The organism is Bartonella sp. TP (assembly GCF_030406085.1).
Classification (GTDB): domain Bacteria; phylum Pseudomonadota; class Alphaproteobacteria; order Rhizobiales; family Rhizobiaceae; genus CALTWN01.
In genome coordinates, this window is the sequence record NZ_CP129002.1 from 1,041,565 (window position 1) to 1,061,218 (window position 19,654).

Annotated in this window: 19 protein-coding genes and 3 tRNA genes; 14 read left to right on the forward strand and 8 right to left on the reverse strand. The window is 38.0% G+C overall.

The window, feature by feature from the left end; translation table 11 throughout:
* Window positions 1–9 precede the first annotated feature (9 nt).
* The 6 genes from rpiA to gltX all read left to right on the forward strand — a co-directional run bounded on the left by rpiA (window position 10) and on the right by gltX (window position 7,067).
* Entirely contained in the window at window positions 10–759 is a 750-nt protein-coding gene (gene rpiA / locus QVL57_RS05100) for a ribose-5-phosphate isomerase RpiA (protein WP_290076247.1), read from the forward strand.
* 9 nt (window positions 760–768) lie between these two features.
* Window positions 769–1,287 carry a DUF2059 domain-containing protein gene (locus QVL57_RS05105; protein WP_290076249.1) on the forward strand — a complete coding sequence of 173 codons (519 nt, stop codon included), beginning with the start codon at window positions 769–771 and terminating at the stop codon, window positions 1,285–1,287.
* A gap of 66 nt (window positions 1,288–1,353) precedes the next feature.
* Window positions 1,354–2,733, forward strand: a complete 1,380-nt coding sequence (gene gorA / locus QVL57_RS05110) for a glutathione-disulfide reductase (RefSeq protein WP_290076251.1) — start codon at window positions 1,354–1,356, stop codon at window positions 2,731–2,733.
* Window positions 2,717–3,937 (forward strand): 3-deoxy-7-phosphoheptulonate synthase, encoded by a 1,221-nt coding sequence (locus tag QVL57_RS05115; protein WP_290076253.1) that lies wholly within the window; start codon window positions 2,717–2,719, stop codon window positions 3,935–3,937. Before gorA ends, QVL57_RS05115 begins: the two co-directional genes overlap by 17 nt.
* An 8-nt stretch (window positions 3,938–3,945) precedes the next feature.
* Complete coding sequence (locus tag QVL57_RS05120) at window positions 3,946–5,640, forward strand: NAD+ synthase (protein WP_290076255.1); 1,695 nt, start codon at window positions 3,946–3,948, stop codon at window positions 5,638–5,640.
* A 53-nt stretch (window positions 5,641–5,693) separates the two neighbouring features.
* Window positions 5,694–7,067 carry a glutamate--tRNA ligase gene (gene gltX, locus QVL57_RS05125; protein ID WP_290076256.1) on the forward strand — a complete coding sequence of 458 codons (1,374 nt, stop codon included), beginning with the start codon at window positions 5,694–5,696 and terminating at the stop codon, window positions 7,065–7,067.
* 6 nt (window positions 7,068–7,073) lie between these two features.
* Here gltX and QVL57_RS05130 read toward each other — a convergent pair whose 3' ends face one another.
* Both QVL57_RS05130 and QVL57_RS05135 read right to left on the reverse strand, forming a co-directional pair.
* Window positions 7,074–8,318, reverse strand: a complete 1,245-nt coding sequence (locus QVL57_RS05130) for a DEAD/DEAH box helicase (RefSeq protein WP_290077407.1) — start codon at window positions 8,316–8,318, stop codon at window positions 7,074–7,076.
* A gap of 60 nt (window positions 8,319–8,378) precedes the next feature.
* Window positions 8,379–9,155 carry an NAD kinase gene (locus QVL57_RS05135; protein WP_290077409.1) on the reverse strand — a complete coding sequence of 259 codons (777 nt, stop codon included), beginning with the start codon at window positions 9,153–9,155 and terminating at the stop codon, window positions 8,379–8,381.
* Between the two features lie 138 nt (window positions 9,156–9,293).
* Here QVL57_RS05135 and QVL57_RS05140 point away from each other — a divergent pair.
* The 3 genes from QVL57_RS05140 (at window position 9,294) to QVL57_RS05715 (ending at window position 11,258) form a co-directional block, all read left to right on the forward strand.
* Window positions 9,294–9,383: transfer RNA gene (locus QVL57_RS05140), tRNA-Ser, on the forward strand.
* Window positions 9,384–9,437: 54 nt separating this feature from the next.
* Window positions 9,438–10,718, forward strand: coding sequence for a GNAT family N-acetyltransferase (locus QVL57_RS05145; RefSeq protein ID WP_290076257.1), 1,281 nt, complete (start codon window positions 9,438–9,440; stop codon window positions 10,716–10,718).
* A gap of 213 nt (window positions 10,719–10,931) precedes the next feature.
* Window positions 10,932–11,258, forward strand: coding sequence for a TspO/MBR family protein (locus QVL57_RS05715; protein WP_354669860.1), 327 nt, complete (start codon window positions 10,932–10,934; stop codon window positions 11,256–11,258).
* Between the two features lie 7 nt (window positions 11,259–11,265).
* On the opposite strand, the gene purN is transcribed toward QVL57_RS05715, so the two are convergent.
* Together purN and purM are read right to left on the reverse strand one after the other, a co-directional pair.
* The gene (purN, locus tag QVL57_RS05150) at window positions 11,266–11,856 is read right to left on the reverse strand and encodes a phosphoribosylglycinamide formyltransferase (protein ID WP_290076258.1); all 591 of its coding nucleotides are present in this window, start codon (window positions 11,854–11,856) and stop codon (window positions 11,266–11,268) included.
* Window positions 11,857–11,885: 29 nt separating this feature from the next.
* Window positions 11,886–12,965: a phosphoribosylformylglycinamidine cyclo-ligase gene (gene purM / locus QVL57_RS05155; RefSeq protein WP_290076260.1), complete on the reverse strand. Its 1,080-nt coding sequence runs from the start codon at window positions 12,963–12,965 to the stop codon at window positions 11,886–11,888.
* A 57-nt stretch (window positions 12,966–13,022) separates the two neighbouring features.
* On the opposite strand from purM, the gene QVL57_RS05160 reads away from it, so the two are divergent.
* From QVL57_RS05160 to QVL57_RS05180, 5 genes are all read left to right on the forward strand, one after another.
* Window positions 13,023–14,198, forward strand: a complete 1,176-nt coding sequence (locus QVL57_RS05160) for an AI-2E family transporter (RefSeq protein ID WP_290076262.1) — start codon at window positions 13,023–13,025, stop codon at window positions 14,196–14,198.
* Between the two features lie 11 nt (window positions 14,199–14,209).
* Window positions 14,210–14,917 carry a hypothetical protein gene (locus tag QVL57_RS05165; protein ID WP_290076264.1) on the forward strand — a complete coding sequence of 236 codons (708 nt, stop codon included), beginning with the start codon at window positions 14,210–14,212 and terminating at the stop codon, window positions 14,915–14,917.
* A gap of 74 nt (window positions 14,918–14,991) precedes the next feature.
* Window positions 14,992–15,068: transfer RNA gene (locus QVL57_RS05170), tRNA-Pro, on the forward strand.
* A 20-nt stretch (window positions 15,069–15,088) separates the two neighbouring features.
* The gene (locus QVL57_RS05175; protein ID WP_290076266.1) at window positions 15,089–15,394 is read left to right on the forward strand and encodes an ETC complex I subunit; all 306 of its coding nucleotides are present in this window, start codon (window positions 15,089–15,091) and stop codon (window positions 15,392–15,394) included.
* A 13-nt stretch (window positions 15,395–15,407) separates the two neighbouring features.
* Window positions 15,408–15,484: transfer RNA gene (locus QVL57_RS05180), tRNA-Arg, on the forward strand.
* A 23-nt stretch (window positions 15,485–15,507) separates the two neighbouring features.
* Here QVL57_RS05180 and dprA read toward each other — a convergent pair.
* The 4 genes from dprA to QVL57_RS05200 form a co-directional block, all read right to left on the reverse strand.
* Complete coding sequence (gene dprA / locus QVL57_RS05185) at window positions 15,508–16,677, reverse strand: DNA-processing protein DprA (RefSeq protein ID WP_290076268.1); 1,170 nt, start codon at window positions 16,675–16,677, stop codon at window positions 15,508–15,510.
* The gene (plsY, locus tag QVL57_RS05190) at window positions 16,664–17,302 is read right to left on the reverse strand and encodes a glycerol-3-phosphate 1-O-acyltransferase PlsY (protein WP_290076270.1); all 639 of its coding nucleotides are present in this window, start codon (window positions 17,300–17,302) and stop codon (window positions 16,664–16,666) included. The genes dprA and plsY overlap by 14 nt, the downstream gene beginning before the upstream one ends.
* 61 nt (window positions 17,303–17,363) lie before the next feature.
* Complete coding sequence (locus QVL57_RS05195) at window positions 17,364–18,641, reverse strand: amidohydrolase family protein (protein ID WP_290076271.1); 1,278 nt, start codon at window positions 18,639–18,641, stop codon at window positions 17,364–17,366.
* A gap of 1 nt (window position 18,642) precedes the next feature.
* Window positions 18,643–19,545 (reverse strand): aspartate carbamoyltransferase catalytic subunit, encoded by a 903-nt coding sequence (locus tag QVL57_RS05200; RefSeq protein ID WP_290076272.1) that lies wholly within the window; start codon window positions 19,543–19,545, stop codon window positions 18,643–18,645.
* Between the last annotated feature and the right edge of the window lie 109 nt (window positions 19,546–19,654).

Below are 19,654 nucleotides of genomic sequence, written 5' to 3' on the forward strand. Positions count from 1 at the left end.
CGGCTTTATATGGACCAAGATTTTTTAAAAGCTAAAGCCGCAAAAGCGGCGTTAAATTATGTGCATGATGGTATGTGTCTAGGGCTAGGTACCGGATCTACAGCTAATAAATTCATTAAACTTTTAGCTAAGCGTATTGAGGCCGGATTAAATGTACAAGCTGTGTCTACGTCACAGGCTACCTCGGACTTATGCGCTGATTTAGGTATCAAATTATATGAAGTCAATGATATACCGCGCTTGGATTTAGTAATAGACGGCGCTGATGAGCTTACTGCAGATTTGCAATTAGTAAAAGGCGGAGGGGGAGCCTTGTTGCGAGAAAAAATCATAGCTCAATTTAGTAATAAATTGCTTATAATAGCTGATGAAACTAAACTAGTTTCGCATTTGGGGGCTTTTCCCTTACCTATAGAAATTAACCAATTCGGCGCGCAACTAACAGCGTCGATGTGTCAGCAACTGTTTGAAGGCTATGGGCTAGAGCCAAAGCTTGCTTGGCGCAAAAATCAGCAAGGAGAGCTTTTTATAACAGATGGAGGGCATTATATATTAGATGTTTTGTTAAAATCTATAGGTAAGCTTGGTGAGTTGAATGAAAAACTGCTTTCTATTGCTGGTGTTGTTGAGCATGGTTTGTTTTTAAATATGGCTGATTTAGCGCTTGTTGCAACTAGAAAAGATGGTTTAGTGCTATTGAAGCGAGTAGATAATAGTGTTATATCTACTTATTATGATTATAAAAAAATCGATTTATGAGGAAGATAGATGTTATTTTTACGCTCGCTTGTATTTGCCCCCCTTAGTGTTTTAGTTACGCTGATTAGTTTTAATGTATATGCTGCTCAAGGCGCTTCGTCTGACAAAGATTTGTCTTTGGCAAAAAGAGCTGTGGCCGCAATACATGCTACCGATCAATTTGACAATTTTTTGCCTGGTGCGGCTAGTGAGCTTAAATCGCAACTAGTAAGTAAAGATCCAAACAGCGCTAGCCTTATTTCTAAAATAGTTGATAAGCAAGCCATGGCTTTGGTATCTCGCCGAGCAGATTTAGAAGAATCGGCGGCTAAGATTTATATGAAAAATTTTACTACTGAAGAGCTGCAAGCAATCATAGATTTTTATACAGGCCCAGTAGGCAAAAAATTATTATCAACTGGTCCAGAAACAATAGCTGAGTTGATGGCGACTTTTAAAAGTTGGAGTATGGATTTGGTTCGAGATTTAGCAGCGAATGTTAATAAAGAGCTTGAAGCGAAAGAGACATCTTCGAAGAGTCATAAATAAACTTTTCTCTTATTTAAGTTTATATCCTGCTTTAATTATTAGAAATTCTGTAGGTGGGAGAGAGTTATGTATGCTTATGATTTAATTGTAATTGGTGCTGGATCTGGTGGCGTGCGCGCAGCGCGCTTAGCTGCAAATTTAGGAAAAAAAACAGCCCTCATCGAAGAATCTGTGCTCGGCGGCACTTGTGTTAATCGTGGCTGTGTGCCTAAAAAGCTTATGGTGTATGCTAGTGAATACAATGAGAGTTTTTCTGCTAGCCGCGGTTTTGGTTGGAATATTTTGCAAGCTCCTAGCTTTGACTGGGCTAAATTTATGCAGGTTAAAGCGGCTGAGCTGCTTCGCTTGCAAGGTTTATATCAATCTAGTGTAGAAAAAAGCGGTGTTAATTTGTTTCGTGCTCGAGCAAGTTTCGTGGATGAACATACTGTAGAGCTTGATGATGGTTCTAGGCTTAGTGCAGATAAGATTATTATAGCCGTTGGTGCTAAGCCAAACTTGCCTGACGATATTATTGGTATAGAACATTGTATTACCTCTAGGGATGCTTTGGAGTTAAAAACTAAACCTGATCACCTAGTTATTTATGGTGGAGGATATATAGCTGTAGAATTTGCTAATATTTTTCACGCGCTAGGAGTAAAGACGACCATTGTGTGCCGCAGACCATTAATTCTCCGAGGTTTTGATAATGATCTACGAGTACAATTATCAGATTATATGCAACAAAAGGGTATAGAGTTAATATATAATTCAGAAATTATAGAAATTAAAAATCACGGGGCTACGAAAGAGGTACATTTAAAGGATACACGAACTTTAAATGCACAGCATGTATTGCTTGCCTTGGGACGTAAGCCGAATGTGGAGGGGTTGGGCTTATCTTTGGCTGGCGTGCGGCTTTCTTCTAGCGGTAGAATAGAGGTTAATGAATATTTGGCTACTAGCCAACCGCATATTTATGCTGTAGGCGATGTTGCTAGTGAGTTGCAATTGGCTCCAGTAGCTATACATGAGGCTATTTGCGTTATTAAGACTATCTTTGAAGGAGAGCAAACTAAGCCAGATTATAATATGGTTGCTAGCGCTGTATTTTCACAGCCTGAGATCGGTGTGGTAGGGCTTTCGGAGGTAGATGCGGCTAGCCTTTATACTAATTTAGAAGTATATAAAATTTCTTTCCGTCCTATGCGTAATATTATTAGCGGCTCTAGTGAAAAAATGTTTATGAAATTACTGGTAAATGCAGAGACGCAAGTGATAGTTGGAATTCATATTTTAGGGCCAGGGGCGGCTGAATTGATTCAGCTTCTTGCTATTGCGGTAAAAGCTGGTGCTACTAAACAGGATTTTAATAAAACCATGGCTGTGCACCCAACAGCATCAGAAGAGCTTGTGTTAGCATATCTTCCAACTTATACATATCTTAATGGCATCAAGCAATAAACATGCTGTAACAGCGGATAACGATTGGTTTGCTGCTTCCTGGCGAAATAAACCAATAAAGCAGGCTGCTTGTTATAGAAATTTAGATGAATTATTAGCAGTAGAAAAGACGCTAAAAGCTTCTGCTGCATTACTGCCCTATAGTGAAATTGTTGAGTTTAAAAAACATCTACAACAGGTAGCCTGTGGAAGAGCCTTATTGTTGCAAGCCGGGGACTGTGCAGAAGTTATAAGATTGCCAACAGAAATACAAGCTTACATAGCTTCGTTTCATGCTTTTTTCCAAGAGCTATCTACAACTATCGAGCAGAAGATTGGTAAAAAAATTATAAGCTTAGGACGTATAGCAGGCCAGCTTTCTAAGCCGCGTAGCTCTAAGTTAGAAAATGGCTTTGATGATTTACCGTCTTATCGTGGCGATTTAATTAATGATATAGCTTATAATAGCAATGCGCGCCAGGTTGATGCAAAACGAATGTTGCTTGGCTATAGCTATAGTGCTGCTGCTATAAAATATTTGCAACAGCTTAAAAATATTACCCGGCATAGTGTTTATACTAGTCATGAAGCTTTGTTGTTACCTTATGAAGAGGCGCTAGTTAGGCAGGTATCTGCTAGCAACATATATTATGCTTCATCAGCTCATATGCTGTGGATAGGGGAAAGAACAAGGCAATATGATCATGCGCATGTAGAATTTTGTCGAGGTTTACTAAACCCTATAGGCATAAAGCTTAGTAGACATATAGATATAGCAGAGTTATTGGATCTAATTGAAAGACTTAATCCTTTTAATGAAACAGCTAAAATAATTTTAATAGCTAGATTTGGCGCAAATTATATTGATAAATATTTACCGCAAGTTATAAAAGCGGTAACTCAGTCAGCAAAAAATGTTATTTGGTTATGTGACCCTATGCATGGTAATAACTTTACTATAGAAAATCAGAAAATACGATATATGACAGACATAAAACAGGAGACAAAAAGTTTTTTTGAGATATGCCAAGAGCTTGGTGTTTATGCTGGAGGAGTGCATTTTGAAGCTACTTATGAAAATGTCGCTGAGTGTATAGATGATTCTTTTGTGCAGTCGATAAATGACGTAAGAATAGGTTATAAAAGTTATTGCGATCCTAGGCTAAATAATTTGCAAGCTAGGGATTATGTTCGGTTTTTAAGTCAAATAATAAAAGAGCAATAGAGATTATTATGAATGAGTTTAAACTTGCTATTTCACAAGCTAATCCTACTGTCGGTGATATTGAGGGAAACTTTGCCTTAGCCAAGAAAGAAATTTTATCTGCGCACGAGGCAAAAGCCGATATAATATTATTCACAGAATTATTTTTATCTGGGTATCCGCTAGAAGATTTGGCACGCAAACCTGTATTTTTACAAGCTTGCAAGAATTCGATAACTAAAATAGTTGCGCTCACGAGCTCTTTAGATATCGCTGTTATAGTTGGCGCTCCTTTGTTTGAAGACAAACGGATATATAATGCAGCTTTTTTTATAGCTGGCGGTACGGTTTTAGGCATAAGTTATAAAAGAGATTTACCAAATTATGGAGAGTTTGATGAAAAGCGTATTTTTTCTACAATAAAAAAGCCACAAACAATTTTTTATAAAGGAATATGTTTTGGCATACCTATCTGTGAAGATATCTGGAATGATATGGACATATGCAAAGAATTTATGGAAGCGAGTGTGGATATTATATTGGTGCCTAATGCTTCGCCCTATCAAAGAAATAAATTAAGCTTGCGTAAAAAAGTAGTTAATAATTATACTAATAGATTGCATTGCCCTGTTGTATATGCAAATCAAATTGGTGGCCAGGATGGGTTGATATTTGATGGCAGCTCTTTTGCCTTTAACGCAGATGGAACTAGCATTCTACAAATGCCACAATTTACTGCTTCTTTGTCCTATATAAAGTGGCAAAAAATCGAAAATAAATGGCGTGGAGAAAGCGCCGATGTTAGTGTCGATCTTTTAGCCAGTGAAGAGGCTACAGATTATTCCGCTTGCGTGCTTGGACTACAGGACTATGTGCGAAAAAACAATTTTACCTCTGTCATGTTGGGCTTGTCTGGGGGGATTGATTCAGCTTTGTGCGCGGCCATTGCTGTCGACGCTTTGGGGGCTTCAAATGTTTATTGTTTTATGTTGCCTTATTATTACACTAGTGAAGCTTCGCAAAGAGATGCAGTTGCTTGTGCTAAAGCTTTGGGTTGCTTTTACGATAAATTGCCTATTGCAACAATTATGGAAGCTATATCGCCAATTTTACTGCAAAGCTTTGGAAAAATCGAAGCGGTTAATCACCGTGAACAAGGCTTATGGCATGAAAATTTACAAAGTAGACTGCGCGGCACTATATTAATGGCTATATCAAATAAGCTTAATTATTTATTGCTTACTACTGGTAATAAATCTGAGTTGGCGGTGGGTTATTGTACTTTATATGGAGATACAAATGGTGGATTTAATCCTATAAAAGATTTATATAAAACCGAAGTTTATAAGCTCGCCAAATGGCGTAATAAAAACTTTATTAATTGGTTTAAGGGTAAGCCATCTATTGTAATAGCCGAAAATATTTTAAATAAGCCAGCCAGTGCGGAGTTGCGTCCTGGACAAAAAGATGAAGATTCTTTGCCTCCTTATGATGTTTTGGATAAAATATTGTATGAATTATTAGAAAATGATGATTCTGTAGCAACGTTGCTAAAATTTGGCTTTGAAGTAGAGTTGATAAAAAAAATAGAAAATTTAATTTATAACTCTGAATATAAAAGGCGTCAGGCGGCACCTGGTGTTAAATTAAGCTTGAAAGATTTTAATAAGGATAGAAGGTATCCAATAACAAATAAATTTCGCGATAATAATTCTTTGTTCTGAATTGATTATAGTGTAGAGTTGATAAAAAGTTATATTAAGAATTTGGGGGAACTGTGGTAAGAGTTCGTTTCGCGCCGTCGCCAACTGGGTATATTCATATAGGAAATGCGCGCATAGCCTTGTTTAACTGGCTTTTTGCAAAAAAGAAAAATGGTATCTTTGTATTGCGTTATGACGATACTGATACGGAGCGCTCTCGACAAGAATACATTGATTCTATAGCAGAAGATTTACAATGGCTTGGAATTGAGCCAGAAGAAATATATTATCAATCTAAGCGCTTTGAGCGCTACGGACAGATTACTGAGCAATTGAAAGCCGATGGGCTATTATACCCGTGTTTTGAAACAGCTCAAGAGCTTGAACTACGGCGTAAAATAAAATTGGGCCAAGGCTTGCCGCCTATATATGACCGTGCCGCGTTAAAGTTAACAGAAGAGCAAAAAGCAGAATATATAAAAATGGGGCGCAGCCCACATTGGCGGTTTTTGTTGCCGAATTTTCTTGACGATCCTTTTCGCATGAAACCAACAACAGTAAGTTGGTTAGATGAAGTTAAAGGCGCGCAATTAATAGACCTTTCATCTTTGTCGGATCCGGTTTTAGTAAGAGAAGATGGCACTTATTTGTATACATTACCTTCCGTTATAGATGATATTGATATGGAGATAACCCATATTATTCGTGGTGATGACCATGTAACAAATACTGCTGTACAGCTTGCTATTTTTAATGCTTTGAATGCAGAGGTGCCAATTTTTGGGCATATAAATTTATTAACTACGGTTAATGGCGATGGTCTTTCAAAAAGAAAAGGTGACCTTTCTTTGCGCTCGCTTCGTGAAACTGGGTTTGACCCCATGGCAATAGCTTCTTTAGCTGTACTTATAGGTAGTTCAGAAAATGTTATGGCTTATAGCGATATGCAACAATTGGGTGAGCATTTTAGTTTAACTAGTACCTCTAAATCCGCAGCAAAATTTGACCCTGAAGAATTGACGCGTTTAAATAGTACGATAATGCATGAAAAGTCTTATAGTGAAGTACAGGATAAATTAGAAAAAATAGGTGTTACAGGTCCGAAAGCAGAACAGTTTTGGCAAATTATACGCCACAATATAGAAAAATTAACAGATATAGAATATTGGTGGGCGGTTATAGAGGACAAAGGGCTTGCATTTCATGACATGGTGAATAGTGATAAAGAGTTCCTAAATACTGCTTTTGAATTACTGCCACATGAGAAAATTGATGAAAATAGTTGGAAAAAATGGACTAAAATTATAGCAAATGAAACTGGCCGTGCAGGTAAAGCTCTCTTTGCCCCATTGCGCTTAGCTTTAACAGGTCGCTCACATGGCCCCGAGTTGGCTAAGCTTTTACCTTTTATAGAAATATCAACTATTAAGAATCGTCTGGTCTGGTGACGAAGCTTATGAGGTTTTTATCAGCATAAAAGCGGGGATATGTTCGCCAAATCCAGCCACAGATTTTTCCTGGTTATGTACTTTATGCCGGGTTGCAGGGTGGTGAACAATCTTTTTTGCAGGGGTTAGTGATAGCCACGGTATCTGATCTCCGCTCATTTCTTGAATAGCTTCAATTTGTTTAGTTTCTTTTGGTGTTACCAGCGTAAAGGCCTTCCCTAAACGTCCTGCTCTTCCGGTGCGTCCTATCCGATGTATATAATCTTCTTTATTATTTGGGATATCAAAATTAAATACATGACCAATTTCGGCTATATCGAGACCACGTGCAGCAATATCAGTGGCTACTAAAATTTGAATATTGCCAGCTTTAAATTCTTCTAAGATATGCATGCGTTGTTTTTGGCGTATGTCTCCATGCAGAGCGCCAGCTTGATAGCCTTCTTCTACTAACCATTTATAAATATCACTACTATCAGTTTTGCGATTACAAAAAACTATAGCGTTTACTAAAGTGGTTTTTTCCTGTTCCAATAATTTCTGTAGGGCTTGACGCTTGGCACTTTTATTTGGCTCAACATGAATTAGATATTGTTTTATTGTTTGGGCGCTAGACGAGAGGCCAGCAATTTGTATATGTATAGGGTCTCTTAAGTAATTATGCGCTAGGCTTTCTATTTGCGGGTCCATAGTTGCTGAAAAAAGTAATGTTTGCTTGCGCTTTGGCAAAAATTTTAAGATTGATTCTATGTCAGGAATGAAACCCATATCTAACATGCGATCAGCTTCATCTATTACTAAAATTTCTATAGCTGTTAATAAAATTTTTCCACGATTAAAATGGTCTAGCAACCGTCCAGGCGTAGCGATTAAAATATCGGCGCCAGTTTCTAATTTTTTTGACTGATTTTCAAAAGAGACACCACCTATTAACAGCGCTATGTTTAACTTAGATATTGTTTTATATTTGTTAAAATCGTCTGCTACCTGAGCCGCGAGTTCTCGGGTAGGCGCTAAAACTAGCGCGCGTGGCATTCTTGCTCTGCTTCTACCTTTTTCTAAGAGACTTAGCATAGGCAATACAAAAGAAGCAGTTTTTCCTGTTCCTGTTTGTGAAAGCCCAATTATATCCTTACGATTTAATATTTGGGGTATAGCTAATTGTTGTATTTCGGTAGGAGCCGTATAGCCAGCTTCAGCTATAGCCGCTACAATTTTTTCTGTTAAGCCCATATCTGCAAATGACATAATTTTTGTCTCATTTGCGTTTAATTTTTCGCTAGTCAAAAAAGACCCCTTATTCTGTAGTTATTAAGAGCTAAATTGCTCTGCTAATATACGCTCATCCCAAGAATGATCTGCATCAAATAATATTTTTGCTTCTAAATTTTTTGCCGTTTCGATAACAACCGATGTGACTGACTTTATCTCTACCATATCAGCAGATACATTTACAGGCCTTTTTTGCGCTTCTAAAATATCAAATTGTACTTTTGAATTATTATGTAATAAGGCTCCACTCCATCTTCTAGGGCGAAATGGGCTTACCGGGGTTAGCGCCAATAGTGGGGCTTCCAAGGGTAAAATAGGCCCATGAGCTGAAAGATTGTACGCGGTAGACCCAGCAGGTGTAGCAAGCATGATGCCATCGCATATTAGTTCTTCCATCCTTATTTTATTATCTATAGAAATACATATTTTTGTTGCTTGATGCGATTGACGGAATAATGAAACTTCATTTACTGCAAGAGCAGTTTTTGTGTGTCCGGTCTTTGTAGTAGCGACCATTTTTAGTGGGGCGATTTTTTCGCATATGGCGTTTTCTATGCGTGAATATAAATTTTCTGTATTGTAGTTATTCATCAAAAAGCCTACAGAACCCCGATTTAGCCCAAAAATACATTTACCTTTGTAAATCGGATTTTCCAAGATTTCATGCAGTAATTTCAGCATAGTCCCGTCGCCACCAAGCACTATTATAGTCGTGGCTTCTTCAATAGGGTAGTGGGGGTATAGAGCTGTCAGCTCTTTGCGCGCAGCCTTTGCAATGGTAGTGCTGGCATTTATAAAATGTAGTCGATTAGCTATAGTTTTATTACCTTCATTAAGCTGTTAATATAACTTTCATAGTATATCTTAAAGATTTGTACAATATGATAGAGAAATTATTATAGTTTTTAATTGCTTTTTCTCATTAAACTGTGTATTTTGCATAAATAATCCTTTGGAGGGGTGGTCGAGCGGTTTAAGGCACCGGTCTTGAAAACCGGCGTGCAGGGAACTGTACCGTGGGTTCGAATCCCACCCCCTCCGCCAGATTTTGAAGAGAGCTCTGGCTTTGGCCTACATCTCCGATATTTGATATAGACCATGACAATCACTTTTAAAGCACTACATGAATCAGATTTTCCGTTGCTGTTAAAGTGGCTGAAGGCGCCACACGTAAAAAAATGGTGGGATCAGGATGTGATTTATACAATGGGATTGGTGAAAGAAAAATTTGGCAAATACATTCATGGCATTGCTTTTTCAAAAAACTTAAGCCATAAAACATATGCCTATATTATCTGTGTACACGAAGAAATGGTAGGTTATATACAGGTTTATAATGCTCGTGATTTCTCTAATGAAAATGGCTTAGATTTAAGCACAATTTCTGATTCTATATGTGGCGTAGATTTATTTATCGGAGAACAAGCGTTCTTACATAAAGGATGGGGAACAAGAATTTTAAATGAATTTTTAAACCAAATAGTAACACCGCATTTTGATTGTTGCCTGATTGATCCAGCAAAAGATAATTTAGTTGCACTTAAAGCATTTAAAAAGGCCGGATTTAAAATATTAGAGCAATTTCAAATAGAATCTAATATTTGGATGTTGAAGGAGTTATCATCAAGAATTGTTCCTTTACCAACCATTCAAAAGCTTATAAAAGAACGCTATGGTTGTGCTAAAGCCGTATTCTGGGCGGGATCAGTTGCAGCGAATCATGGAACAAAGACCTCTGACCTTGATCTTGTAATTGTGTATGAAGCATTGCCACATGCTTATCGTGAGGCATTTATTTATGATGATTGGCCAATTGATGCCTTTGTCCATGATCTAGATACATTGCGATATTTCTGTGGTAGAGTAGAGGCAAGTGATGGTAAGCCTGCGCTTATTAATATGATATCGCATGGCCAGGAAATATTAGCACAAAACTCGGTAAGCATAAAAGCCAAGGCTATTGCTGCTGAAGCTTTAGTAAAAGGTCCGGATAGTTGGACGCAGTCTCAAATTGCCAAAGAGCGTTTTATCATCACAGATATCTTGGACGATATTAAATCTTCTAAAAACAAAGAAGAGCAAATAATATCGATAGTTAATTTGTTTGAACCCCTGTTACAATTTTATTTTAGAGCGCAGAAAAAATGGACTGCTAGCGGCAAATCGTTGATACGACTTTTTAAACAAGAAAATCCAGAGCTTGCGAAGGAATGGATTGCGGCTTTTGAAAGCTTGATACAAACGGGGGATGCTTCCGGCATTGAATGTGTGATTACAAAGATATTGGCGCCTTATGGTGGTTATTTGTGGGATGGCTTTAGGTCTGATGCGCCTGCAGATTGGAAGGAAGCTGAATTTACAACAAATTTTAAGGGTTAATAAAAAAATCTATGAACAGGGGCAATATGTTCACATTCCTAACCAAGATGAGTTTATGCTTATGAATACAAAAAATAGAAATTACCTTATCTTAATTATGTGGATCGTAGCGCTAATTGTAATTGGTGTAGCGATAGGCTCTTTAACTAGACCAGAAATTGGCACTTGGTATAGTCACTTAAACCGTTCGCAGCTGACTCCACCAAATTATCTATTCCAGTAGCTTGGACTATTTTATACGGCATTATTGGCGCTTGTGGCTGGCTCATTTGGCGCATATATTCTATCCCTAAGTTAAATATTATCAAAATCCTATATTTGACGCAGTTAATTTTAAACTGGAGCTGGACACCTTTATTTTTCTATTACCATTTAACTGGGCTTGCACTTGTAGTTTTAGTCGCTATGGATATTTTGGTCTTGGCGCTCATTTGCTTAGCTCGTCAAAAAATGAAGACAATTTCGCTGCTGCTGGTTCCTTATTTGTTGTGGATTCTGTTTGCGAGCTATTTAAACTTTTACATATGGCAGTATAACTGAATTAATATTAGCAATGTTGGCCAAGCATTTTGACAATTGGAGTTGGCTCGGCTGAGGTAAATTGCTCTATGCTATTATTCGCTATAAATTGGTCTAAGGCGCGGGGATATAGTTTATGTTCTTGTAGCAGAATCCTTGCGCTTAGCGAATTTACATCGTCGGTTTTTAATATTGGTACTTTTGCTTGCGCTAAGATAGGGCCGCGGTCAAGCTGCGCTGTGACCAAGTGAACGGTGCATCCCGTAATAGCAGCGGCAGCTTTTAAGGCTTGGTCTGGAGCGTTCAGGCCTGGAAAATTCGGCAATAAAGATGGATGTATGTTTAATATTTTATTTTCATAATGCGCTAAAATCTCAGCTCTTAAAATAGATAAATATCCAGCTAAGCATATTAGCTCTATGTTATATTGCTGTAACTTAGCTAATATGGCTTTTTCGTATAAGGTTTTGTTGGTATATGTTGCTTTTTCAATTATTGCTATAGGAATTTGGTGTTTTTTTGCAATTTCTATGCCCTTAGCTTGGCTATTATTACTTATTATCAAATTTATGCTAGCTGGATAATTAGGCTTTTTGGCAGCCAAGATTAAGGCTTGCATATTGCTACCCCGCCCTGATATTAAAATAGCTACTCGCTTTTTATTATATTGCATAAGGAATTTTTTATAATTACTTGCTCTGGGGTGGCTGTTTCGACTAATTTGCCTATTATATGCACTGTTTCATTTTGATCTTTGAAAAAGTCTTTTATTTTTTCTGCAAGCTCTGCTTTTACAATAATAGCCAAACCTATACCACAATTGAATATGCTAAGCATAGCCTCATCGCTTAAAGATAATTTTTGCGCTATCCAGTTAAATATTGGTAATTTAGGAAAATTGGCAAGATCGATCTGCGCACTAAGCTCATGAGTTAAAATTCGTGGTAAGTTACCAATTATTCCGCCGCCAGTTATATGGGCGATGGCTTTTATTTCAGGAAATTTTTTTAAAGCTGCCAGTACTGACTTGACGTAAATGCGTGTCGGTGTCAATAAAGTCTCAGCTAGATTTAGATCATTTTTATGCTCTAATTTTATTAATGGCTGTAGCAAAGAAAATCCGTTTGCATGCAATCCGCTTGAAGCTAACCCTAATATTATATCTCCAGCTTGTAGGTTATTTTTTGGCATCAACTGCTCTTTTTCTACAGCCCCTAGCGCAAAGCCGGCTAATTCATAACTATCTTTTTTATAAAAATCTTTTAATTGCGCTGTTTCCCCGCCTAATAAACTACAACCAGCGATTTTGCATCCTTTAGCTATGCTGCTTAGGATTTGCTTGTCTCTATCTGGCGCTAATTTATTAACGCCAAAATAATCCAAGAAAAATAGTGGTGTTGCGCCTTTTACGAGTAAATCATTAACGCACATTGCTACTAGATCTATGCCAATAGCACTATGTTTATTTGTGGCTGTAGCTAGTTTGATTTTACTACCCACTCCGTCACTACATGCTACTAAGATCGGGTTGTTGAAGTTTGTTTTTTGCAAATCGAATAGCCCGGCGAAATCGCCGATATTTGCTTGAGCGGCTGCACCATTTGTACAGCTAGTTAAGTTTTTAATAAAACTGGTGAAATTACCGCCAGCTGCTTCATTTACGCCTGCTTTAGCATATAGCTTTAGCGCTTCGTGTCTATTTAGAATTGTTTTTGACTTCTGTACCATATATACTATAGTAGCATATTTTAATAAAATTATCATGCAAGTGGAACGGATTTATTGATGGATCGAGAAATTAAGCCGACTAAAAACTTAGCAAGTTATACGGCAAAAAAGAGGTTAGGCTCCACTATACAGGGGCATGCAAAGCAAAGAGAGGCTAATAAAAACGTAGCTTTAGCACAAAATAATTTTTGGAAATTGGCATTAGTGATTTTGCTTTTATTGCCATTATTATTTAGCTCTATATTATTTCCCTTCTTTATTGGCTTGTTGATTGCTTATTTTTTGAATCCTCTTATCGGCTGGCTGTCTAAAATTGGCATATCAAGACTTTGGGGAACTGTATTGATAACTATTTTCATTTTATTGTTTTTAGCAGTCTTATTAACCTTTATTGTTCCCGTACTTGTGTGGCAACTTCAGCAATTTGTTACCAAAGGCCTTCCTATGTATCTAGAGGATATAAGAGATTTATTGAAGACGCATAATTTTTATTGGATAAAAAAATATTTTGGTAGCGATCCACAGCATGTAGAAAACAGTATTCAAACTTTATTTAGCTCTAGTAGTGAGCTGACTAAATCTCTTATGTCCTCCTTAGTTAGTTCGGGAAAATCGATTGTTGGTGCTTTTAGCTTATTTATTATAGCTCCGGTTGTTGCTTTTTATTTATTATTAGATTGGGATCGTATGATAGCTAATGTTGACGCTCTGATTCCTAGATATTATTTAACCACAATACGCACGATAATGCATGATATAGATAGGGCTGTTGCTGGGTTTGTCCGTGGTCAAGGAACAGTTTGTTTGTTATTGGCAATTTATTATATTGTGGGGTTGAGCTTATGTGGGCTTAATTATGCAATATTAATTGGATTATATATAGGGTTTGCAAGCTTTATTCCATATATTGGTTCTTTTAGTGGTTTTTTGCTTTCTTTTGTGGTGGCTTGGGCGCAGTACTATCAAGGCGAGTGGTTCTGGATGGGGGTAGTTGTGGCAGTGTTTTTTTGTGGGCAGTTCTTAGAGGCTTATATATTACAGCCAAAATTGGTCGGCAACTCCGTGGGCTTGCACCCGGTATGGTTAATGTTTGCATTATTTGCTTTTGGGTCCTTGTTTGGTTTAACAGGAATGCTTATCGCCGTCCCATGCGCCGCAGCATTAGGTGTGCTGGTTCGTTTTGCCATAGCACGTTATGTTAATTCGCCTATATATAAGTACCCAGTTAGATAGAAATATATTAGATGGTGGGCAGTGCAGAACAATTATCCTTACCATTTGAAAATAAGCCACTATATCATAGAGATGATTTTGTAATTGCACCAAGCAATATAAGCGCTTATCATTTGGTAAATAATTGGCCAGATTGGGGCTTTGCTAGCGCTTGCATTATAGGCGCGAAGGGGGCAGGCAAAACTCACCTTGCTTCTATTTGGCAAAGCAAAAGTCAAGCTTATAGGGTTAGCGCAAAAAACATTGGCGAGGGCTTTGCTTTACTGACTGCGGGCTCTAATATTTTACTTGAGGATCTCACCTATGGTGATTTTATTGAGAAAGAGCTTTTCCATTTATTCAATAATGTCGTTCAGGCGCGTGTGGTTTATCCGCAAGTTAGTTTACTGATTACAGCCCAAACTTCCCCGCTAAATTGGCCCATGGAGCTAAAGGATTTATTATCACGCTTTCGAGCTATACCGAAAATAGCTATAAACCCTCCTGAAGACATGGTATTAGCGGCAATTATGGGTAAATTATTTAGCGATATGCAGGTTAGAGTAGATAGCAAGCTGATAGATTATGCGGTTAGTCGAATGGAGCGATCTATTGAATTTGCCGTAGATTTTGTTAATCGCTGTAACGTTAAAGCTCTTGCTGAAAAAAGTAAAATTACGAAAACGATAATCGAAGCAGTTTTAACTGAATTGATGACGAAGGCTGGCAGAAATCAATAAAATAAGAAATTTTCTAAAAAAGTGTTTTTTTACTTGCACTAAACTAAAAAACCTTTTAGATATTATAAGTAATTCGGAGCGTAGCGCAGCTTGGTAGCGCACCTGATTTGGGATCAGGGGGTCGTAGGTTCGAATCCTATCGCTCCGACCATATTTTGGGAGGATAGTTTGATGTTGGCTCGTATTTATAGCCCTGCAAAGAATGCTATGCAGGCCGGCAAGGCTAATAATAATAAATGGATCTTGGAATATATTCCCGATGCTCCTAAAATGATTGAGCCTTTGATGGGTTATACTTCTTCTGATGATATGTTGCAACAAATTAAGCTTTTTTTTGCTACTAAAGAAGAAGCTGTTGCGTATGCTCAACGTGAAAATATAGATTATACAGTAGAAGAAAAACCAGCCGCTAAAATTAGCAAAAAATCCTATGGCGATAATTTCGCTTTTGATCGTACACAGCCTTGGACGCATTAATAAAGGAAAATATGGTCCCGTAGCTCAGTTGGATAGAGCAACAGCCTTCTAAGCTGTGGGTCAGAGGTTCGAATCCTCTCGGGATCACCAATTTTGTCTTTTAAAATAATTTCTCAAAGCAAAATTCGCAAAGCGGGGCTGCCGTCTTTACGTCGCGTGATTTTTCCTGCCAGTTCTAAAATCAATAACGCATCTTTAACTTCTTCAATAGTAGTTTGCGTTAAAAAAGCTAATGTTTTTATATTTATGCCACTATAGGTTAAGTTGTTTAGAACTTTTTCTATTATTGCGGCATCACACTCTAAGTCATTTTCTTTGTGTTTGATTGGCTCTGTTGGCACTAAGTTAGTGCTTTCAGATTCTAGTAAATATAATTGTCCTGGTAAGGGTTTGGCCGATAATGGCAATAGACATTCAATTACGTCTTGTGGTGATGTAGCTACCATAGCTCCAGACTTTAATAAGTCATTATTTCCCTGTGTTTGTGGGTGTAACAAATTTTGTGGGGTTGCGAATACTAAACGGTTATATTGTGCGGCGAGTCTTGCTGTTATTAGCGTACCAGATCTTCGTGTAGCTTCTATTACGACCAAGCCTAAGCTTAGTCCAGCAACAATACGGTTTCGCTTTGGAAAGTCCGCTCCAGTTGGTGTATAATTAAAGCTATGTTCGCTAATGATAAGACCATTATTGTCGATGATTTCATGATAAAGTTTATAATTTTCTTGTGGATAAATGTGGCCAGCGCCACCAGCTAAAACTACTACAGTGCCTGTTTTTACTGCGGCTCTATGGGCCGCTGTGTCGATGCCAGAAGCGAATCCAGAAATTATGGTAAAGCCTGCTTCGCCAAGGTGCTCAGCGAAACTAGCTGACAATTGTAAGCCTGCATTGGTAGCGCGGCGCGAGCCAACAAGCGCAACAGTTGGCTTTGTCAATTGGGCTATATTGCCATATATGGCCAATACAGGTGGGGAGTAGGGCATTTGATACAAGAGAGCTGGATAATTTTCTTGACCAGCAAAGATATATTCTATGCCATTTTCTGTAGCCTCTTCTAGCTCTTGCTCAATAGTATTTAATTCAGCTATTTTGATTTTAGCCTTCATGCCGCCTTTTTTTGCTAATATTGGCAAAACTTGCAATGCATTTTGTGGGCTACCATAGCGTTTTAATAACTGCCAAAATACCGCATCGGAAACATTTTCACTACGTATTAGCCTTAGCCAGCTACATTTTTCTTCATAGCTAAGCAATACTGATTTTTGTTTATTGAGAATCATGCTTTTTTGTGCCAATTTTATTTTCACACCCTGTGATTAAGCGTTTTATATTTTCACGATGACAGTAGCTAATTAATACTGCAATAAGCATAAATAATATAGAAATTGGCAGATTTGTGTATCTTATAGCTGTAATGTCGCAGCATATCCAAATAGAGATTAACGCGGCCAGAGAAGAATATCGTGATATAAAGGCTATTATTACCCAGCAACCGATGAAAATCAATGCTAAGCCTGGAGAAAATCCAGCTAGGGCTCCAATAAAGGTAGATACGCCTTTGCCTCCATGAAATTTTAAAAATATAGGAAAAATATGGCCTATTATTGCTAAAGCTCCGTGCAACATCACAATAAAGGCAGCTTCTGTTGGCCATGGCAAAATTACTCCGTGAGCGTAAGCAATACGGCCCAGCCAAACCGCGGCAAGGCCTTTCGCTGCGTCAGCCAATAGAGTAAATATGGCTAATTTGCGACCTCCTACTCTTAGGGCATTAGTTGCACCTATATTGCCGGATCCTTTTGTTCGTAAATCGCCAAGTCCATATAGCTTGGTAAAAATATAGCCAAAGGGGATGCTGCCTAATAAATAGGCTAATGATAAAGTAAATATAATCTCATACTTCACGTAATGGTAAACCTTTCTTAAAAAACTAATTTCGCATTATTGCTGGACTATGGTGTCAGATTTAAGCGAATATTAGTTTGCCATTTACAAAACTAGCTTGCACTTTGCCCTGTACTGCTCTACCTTCGATCTGCCAGGGTTCGTATAAATCTACGATAAGAAAGTCTGCGCTATGTTCGCGTCGTAATGTACCAGCATTAATTCCTAATATTTTAGCAGGATTGCAAGTAAGGGCGGCTATAATGGTAGAAAGTGGCAATGCTTCTGCATGGTATAATCTTAGACTAAGGGGTAGTAGGCTTTGTAAGTTCATAGAAGCAAACGGAGCGTGAGAAAATATCTCAGGGCTAGAATACTTGCTAAGCTTATTGGGCGCGCAGCTAATAGCATCTATGGTACCATTGTTAAGTGAAGCTACCAAGGCTTGGCGTTCTTCCTCAGCACGCAACGGGGGATGATACTTATAGTTAGTTGAAAAATTTCCAATATCATTTTGGTTGAAAGAAAGATGTGCTATAGAGGCTGCTGCTGAAATGTTTTGATTGTCAGATTTAGCGCGCTCTAAAGCTTTGCATGACGCGTTACAGCTTATATTCATAGCATGATATCTAGTTTGGGTCATGGAAGCCAGGCGCAAATCACGCTCGAGTCCAATAATTTCGGCTTCTTTAGGCGAAGTAGTTAGGCCAAGCCAGCTAGCCAATTGTCCTTCAGCTGCCTCGAAAGGAGCTCCATTGTGTAAGGCTAAATTTTTATCTTGTGGTTGATGCAAAATTGGCAGGTTAAAATCGCGCGCGTACAACATGAGTTGACGCATAATAGCGCTGTTACCAATTGTATTTTGACCATCGCTCAATGCTATTGCGCCAGCATTTTTCAGTAAACCGTAATCATTCATAAGTTCTGATTTTGCTTCTTTGGTAAGAGCCGCAGCTGGTAATAAATTTACCGCAGAATATTGCTCGGCAGTATAGTTTAGCCATTCTAGCAATATTACGTTATCTATAATTTGTGGTGCGGTTGGCATGATCAATAGGCTAGTAATGCCAGCCGCGGCCGCTTCGTTTCCAAGCTCTTTCACAGATTCTTTAGTTAGCTTTGGTATATAATTTTGCAGATTCACAATACCGGGACAGATAAGTTTATTGCTTACATCTATTACGATGGCGTCATTTTGCATAGATTCATAATTTTGCCCAAGTTCTATAGCTAGTATTTTTTTGTCTTGTACCAATAGCGCGCCAATAGAATCTATCCCTTGCGCTGGATCGATAATGTGAGCATTTTTAAATATTAAAAGTTGTTTTGGTGAGTGATTTTTTAATAATTCTAAGTTCATGCTATGTCCCAGTTAGCAAGGCTTCAATAATTGTCATACGCATAATTACTCCCATTTCCACTTGTTGTGCTATGGAGCTTTTAGGGCTATCTACTAATGCTGAGCTTATTTCTACATCGCGATTTTGCGGACCTGGGTGCAGTATCATGCAGTTTGGTTTGGCATTTTGCAATTTATCTTCGTTTAATCCATAAAAATATGCATATTCTTGCATAGAAGGTACAAAAGCCCCAGCCATGCGCTCGTTTTGCAAGCGAAGCATCATTACGACATCGGCATTTTTGATGCCGACTCTTATGTCATGAAAGATGTCTATGCCTAAATGATAAGCAAATTCTGGTATAAGTGTGCTAGGAGCTATAAGTCGTATCGTTGCACCAAGTCGACTTAACGACAAAATATTAGACCTAGCTACGCGAGAATGCAAAATATCACCGCAAATAGCGATTATAAGGCCACTAATCGTTCCTTTTGTTTTTTGGATTGTAAGTGCGTCTAGAAGAGCTTGACTCGGATGTTCATGAGTGCCGTCGCCAGCATTTATAATATGACAATTAGCATGTTTGGCTATAAATTCTGCTGCGCCGCTTGCATGGTGGCGTATAACCAAAATGTCTGGTTGCATAGCAGCTATCGTTCGTACTGTATCTAATAAAGTTTCGCCTTTTTGTACAGAAGAGCCTTGAGTCCCAAAATTAATTACCTCTAAACCTAATCGCTTTGCTGCGATTTCGAAAGAAATTCGAGTGCGAGTAGAGTTTTCAAAAAACATATTAACTTGGCTGTGGCCAGTAAAGTTTGGTAACTTCGTTGGCGATTCTAGCTTTTTTAGGGCGCTTTGTAGTAAATATTCGAGATCTGGTCTTGATAAATCTTTAATAGACAATAAATGTTTATGCAGCAAGGTAGAACAACCCTCAGGCTAAATAGGTTGGACTTATTATAAAGCTATAATTCCTATTTCACAAGCACCTTATTAAACTTATATTTAAACTTTCTGTATATTGTTTGCC

Excerpts from the sequence above, each read along its gene's own strand:
- rpiA (WP_290076247.1), top strand. The coding sequence starts at position 10 with ATGGACCAAGATTTTTTAAAAGCTAAAGCCGCAAAAGCGGCGTTAAAT.
- QVL57_RS05145 (WP_290076257.1), top strand. The coding sequence starts at position 9,438 with ATGACAATCACTTTTAAAGCACTACATGAATCAGATTTTCCGTTGCTG.
- QVL57_RS05195 (WP_290076271.1), bottom strand. The coding sequence starts at position 18,641 with ATGAACTTAGAATTATTAAAAAATCACTCACCAAAACAACTTTTAATA.
- dprA (WP_290076268.1), bottom strand. The coding sequence starts at position 16,677 with ATGATTCTCAATAAACAAAAATCAGTATTGCTTAGCTATGAAGAAAAA.
- QVL57_RS05115 (WP_290076253.1), top strand. The coding sequence starts at position 2,717 with ATGGCATCAAGCAATAAACATGCTGTAACAGCGGATAACGATTGGTTT.
- purN (WP_290076258.1), bottom strand. The coding sequence starts at position 11,856 with ATGCAAGCCTTAATCTTGGCTGCCAAAAAGCCTAATTATCCAGCTAGC.
- gorA (WP_290076251.1), top strand. The coding sequence starts at position 1,354 with ATGTATGCTTATGATTTAATTGTAATTGGTGCTGGATCTGGTGGCGTG.
- QVL57_RS05165 (WP_290076264.1), top strand. The coding sequence starts at position 14,210 with ATGGTGGGCAGTGCAGAACAATTATCCTTACCATTTGAAAATAAGCCA.
- QVL57_RS05105 (WP_290076249.1), top strand. The coding sequence starts at position 769 with ATGTTATTTTTACGCTCGCTTGTATTTGCCCCCCTTAGTGTTTTAGTT.
- QVL57_RS05175 (WP_290076266.1), top strand. The coding sequence starts at position 15,089 with ATGTTGGCTCGTATTTATAGCCCTGCAAAGAATGCTATGCAGGCCGGC.
- QVL57_RS05160 (WP_290076262.1), top strand. The coding sequence starts at position 13,023 with ATGGATCGAGAAATTAAGCCGACTAAAAACTTAGCAAGTTATACGGCA.
- QVL57_RS05120 (WP_290076255.1), top strand. The coding sequence starts at position 3,946 with ATGAATGAGTTTAAACTTGCTATTTCACAAGCTAATCCTACTGTCGGT.
- purM (WP_290076260.1), bottom strand. The coding sequence starts at position 12,965 with ATGGTACAGAAGTCAAAAACAATTCTAAATAGACACGAAGCGCTAAAG.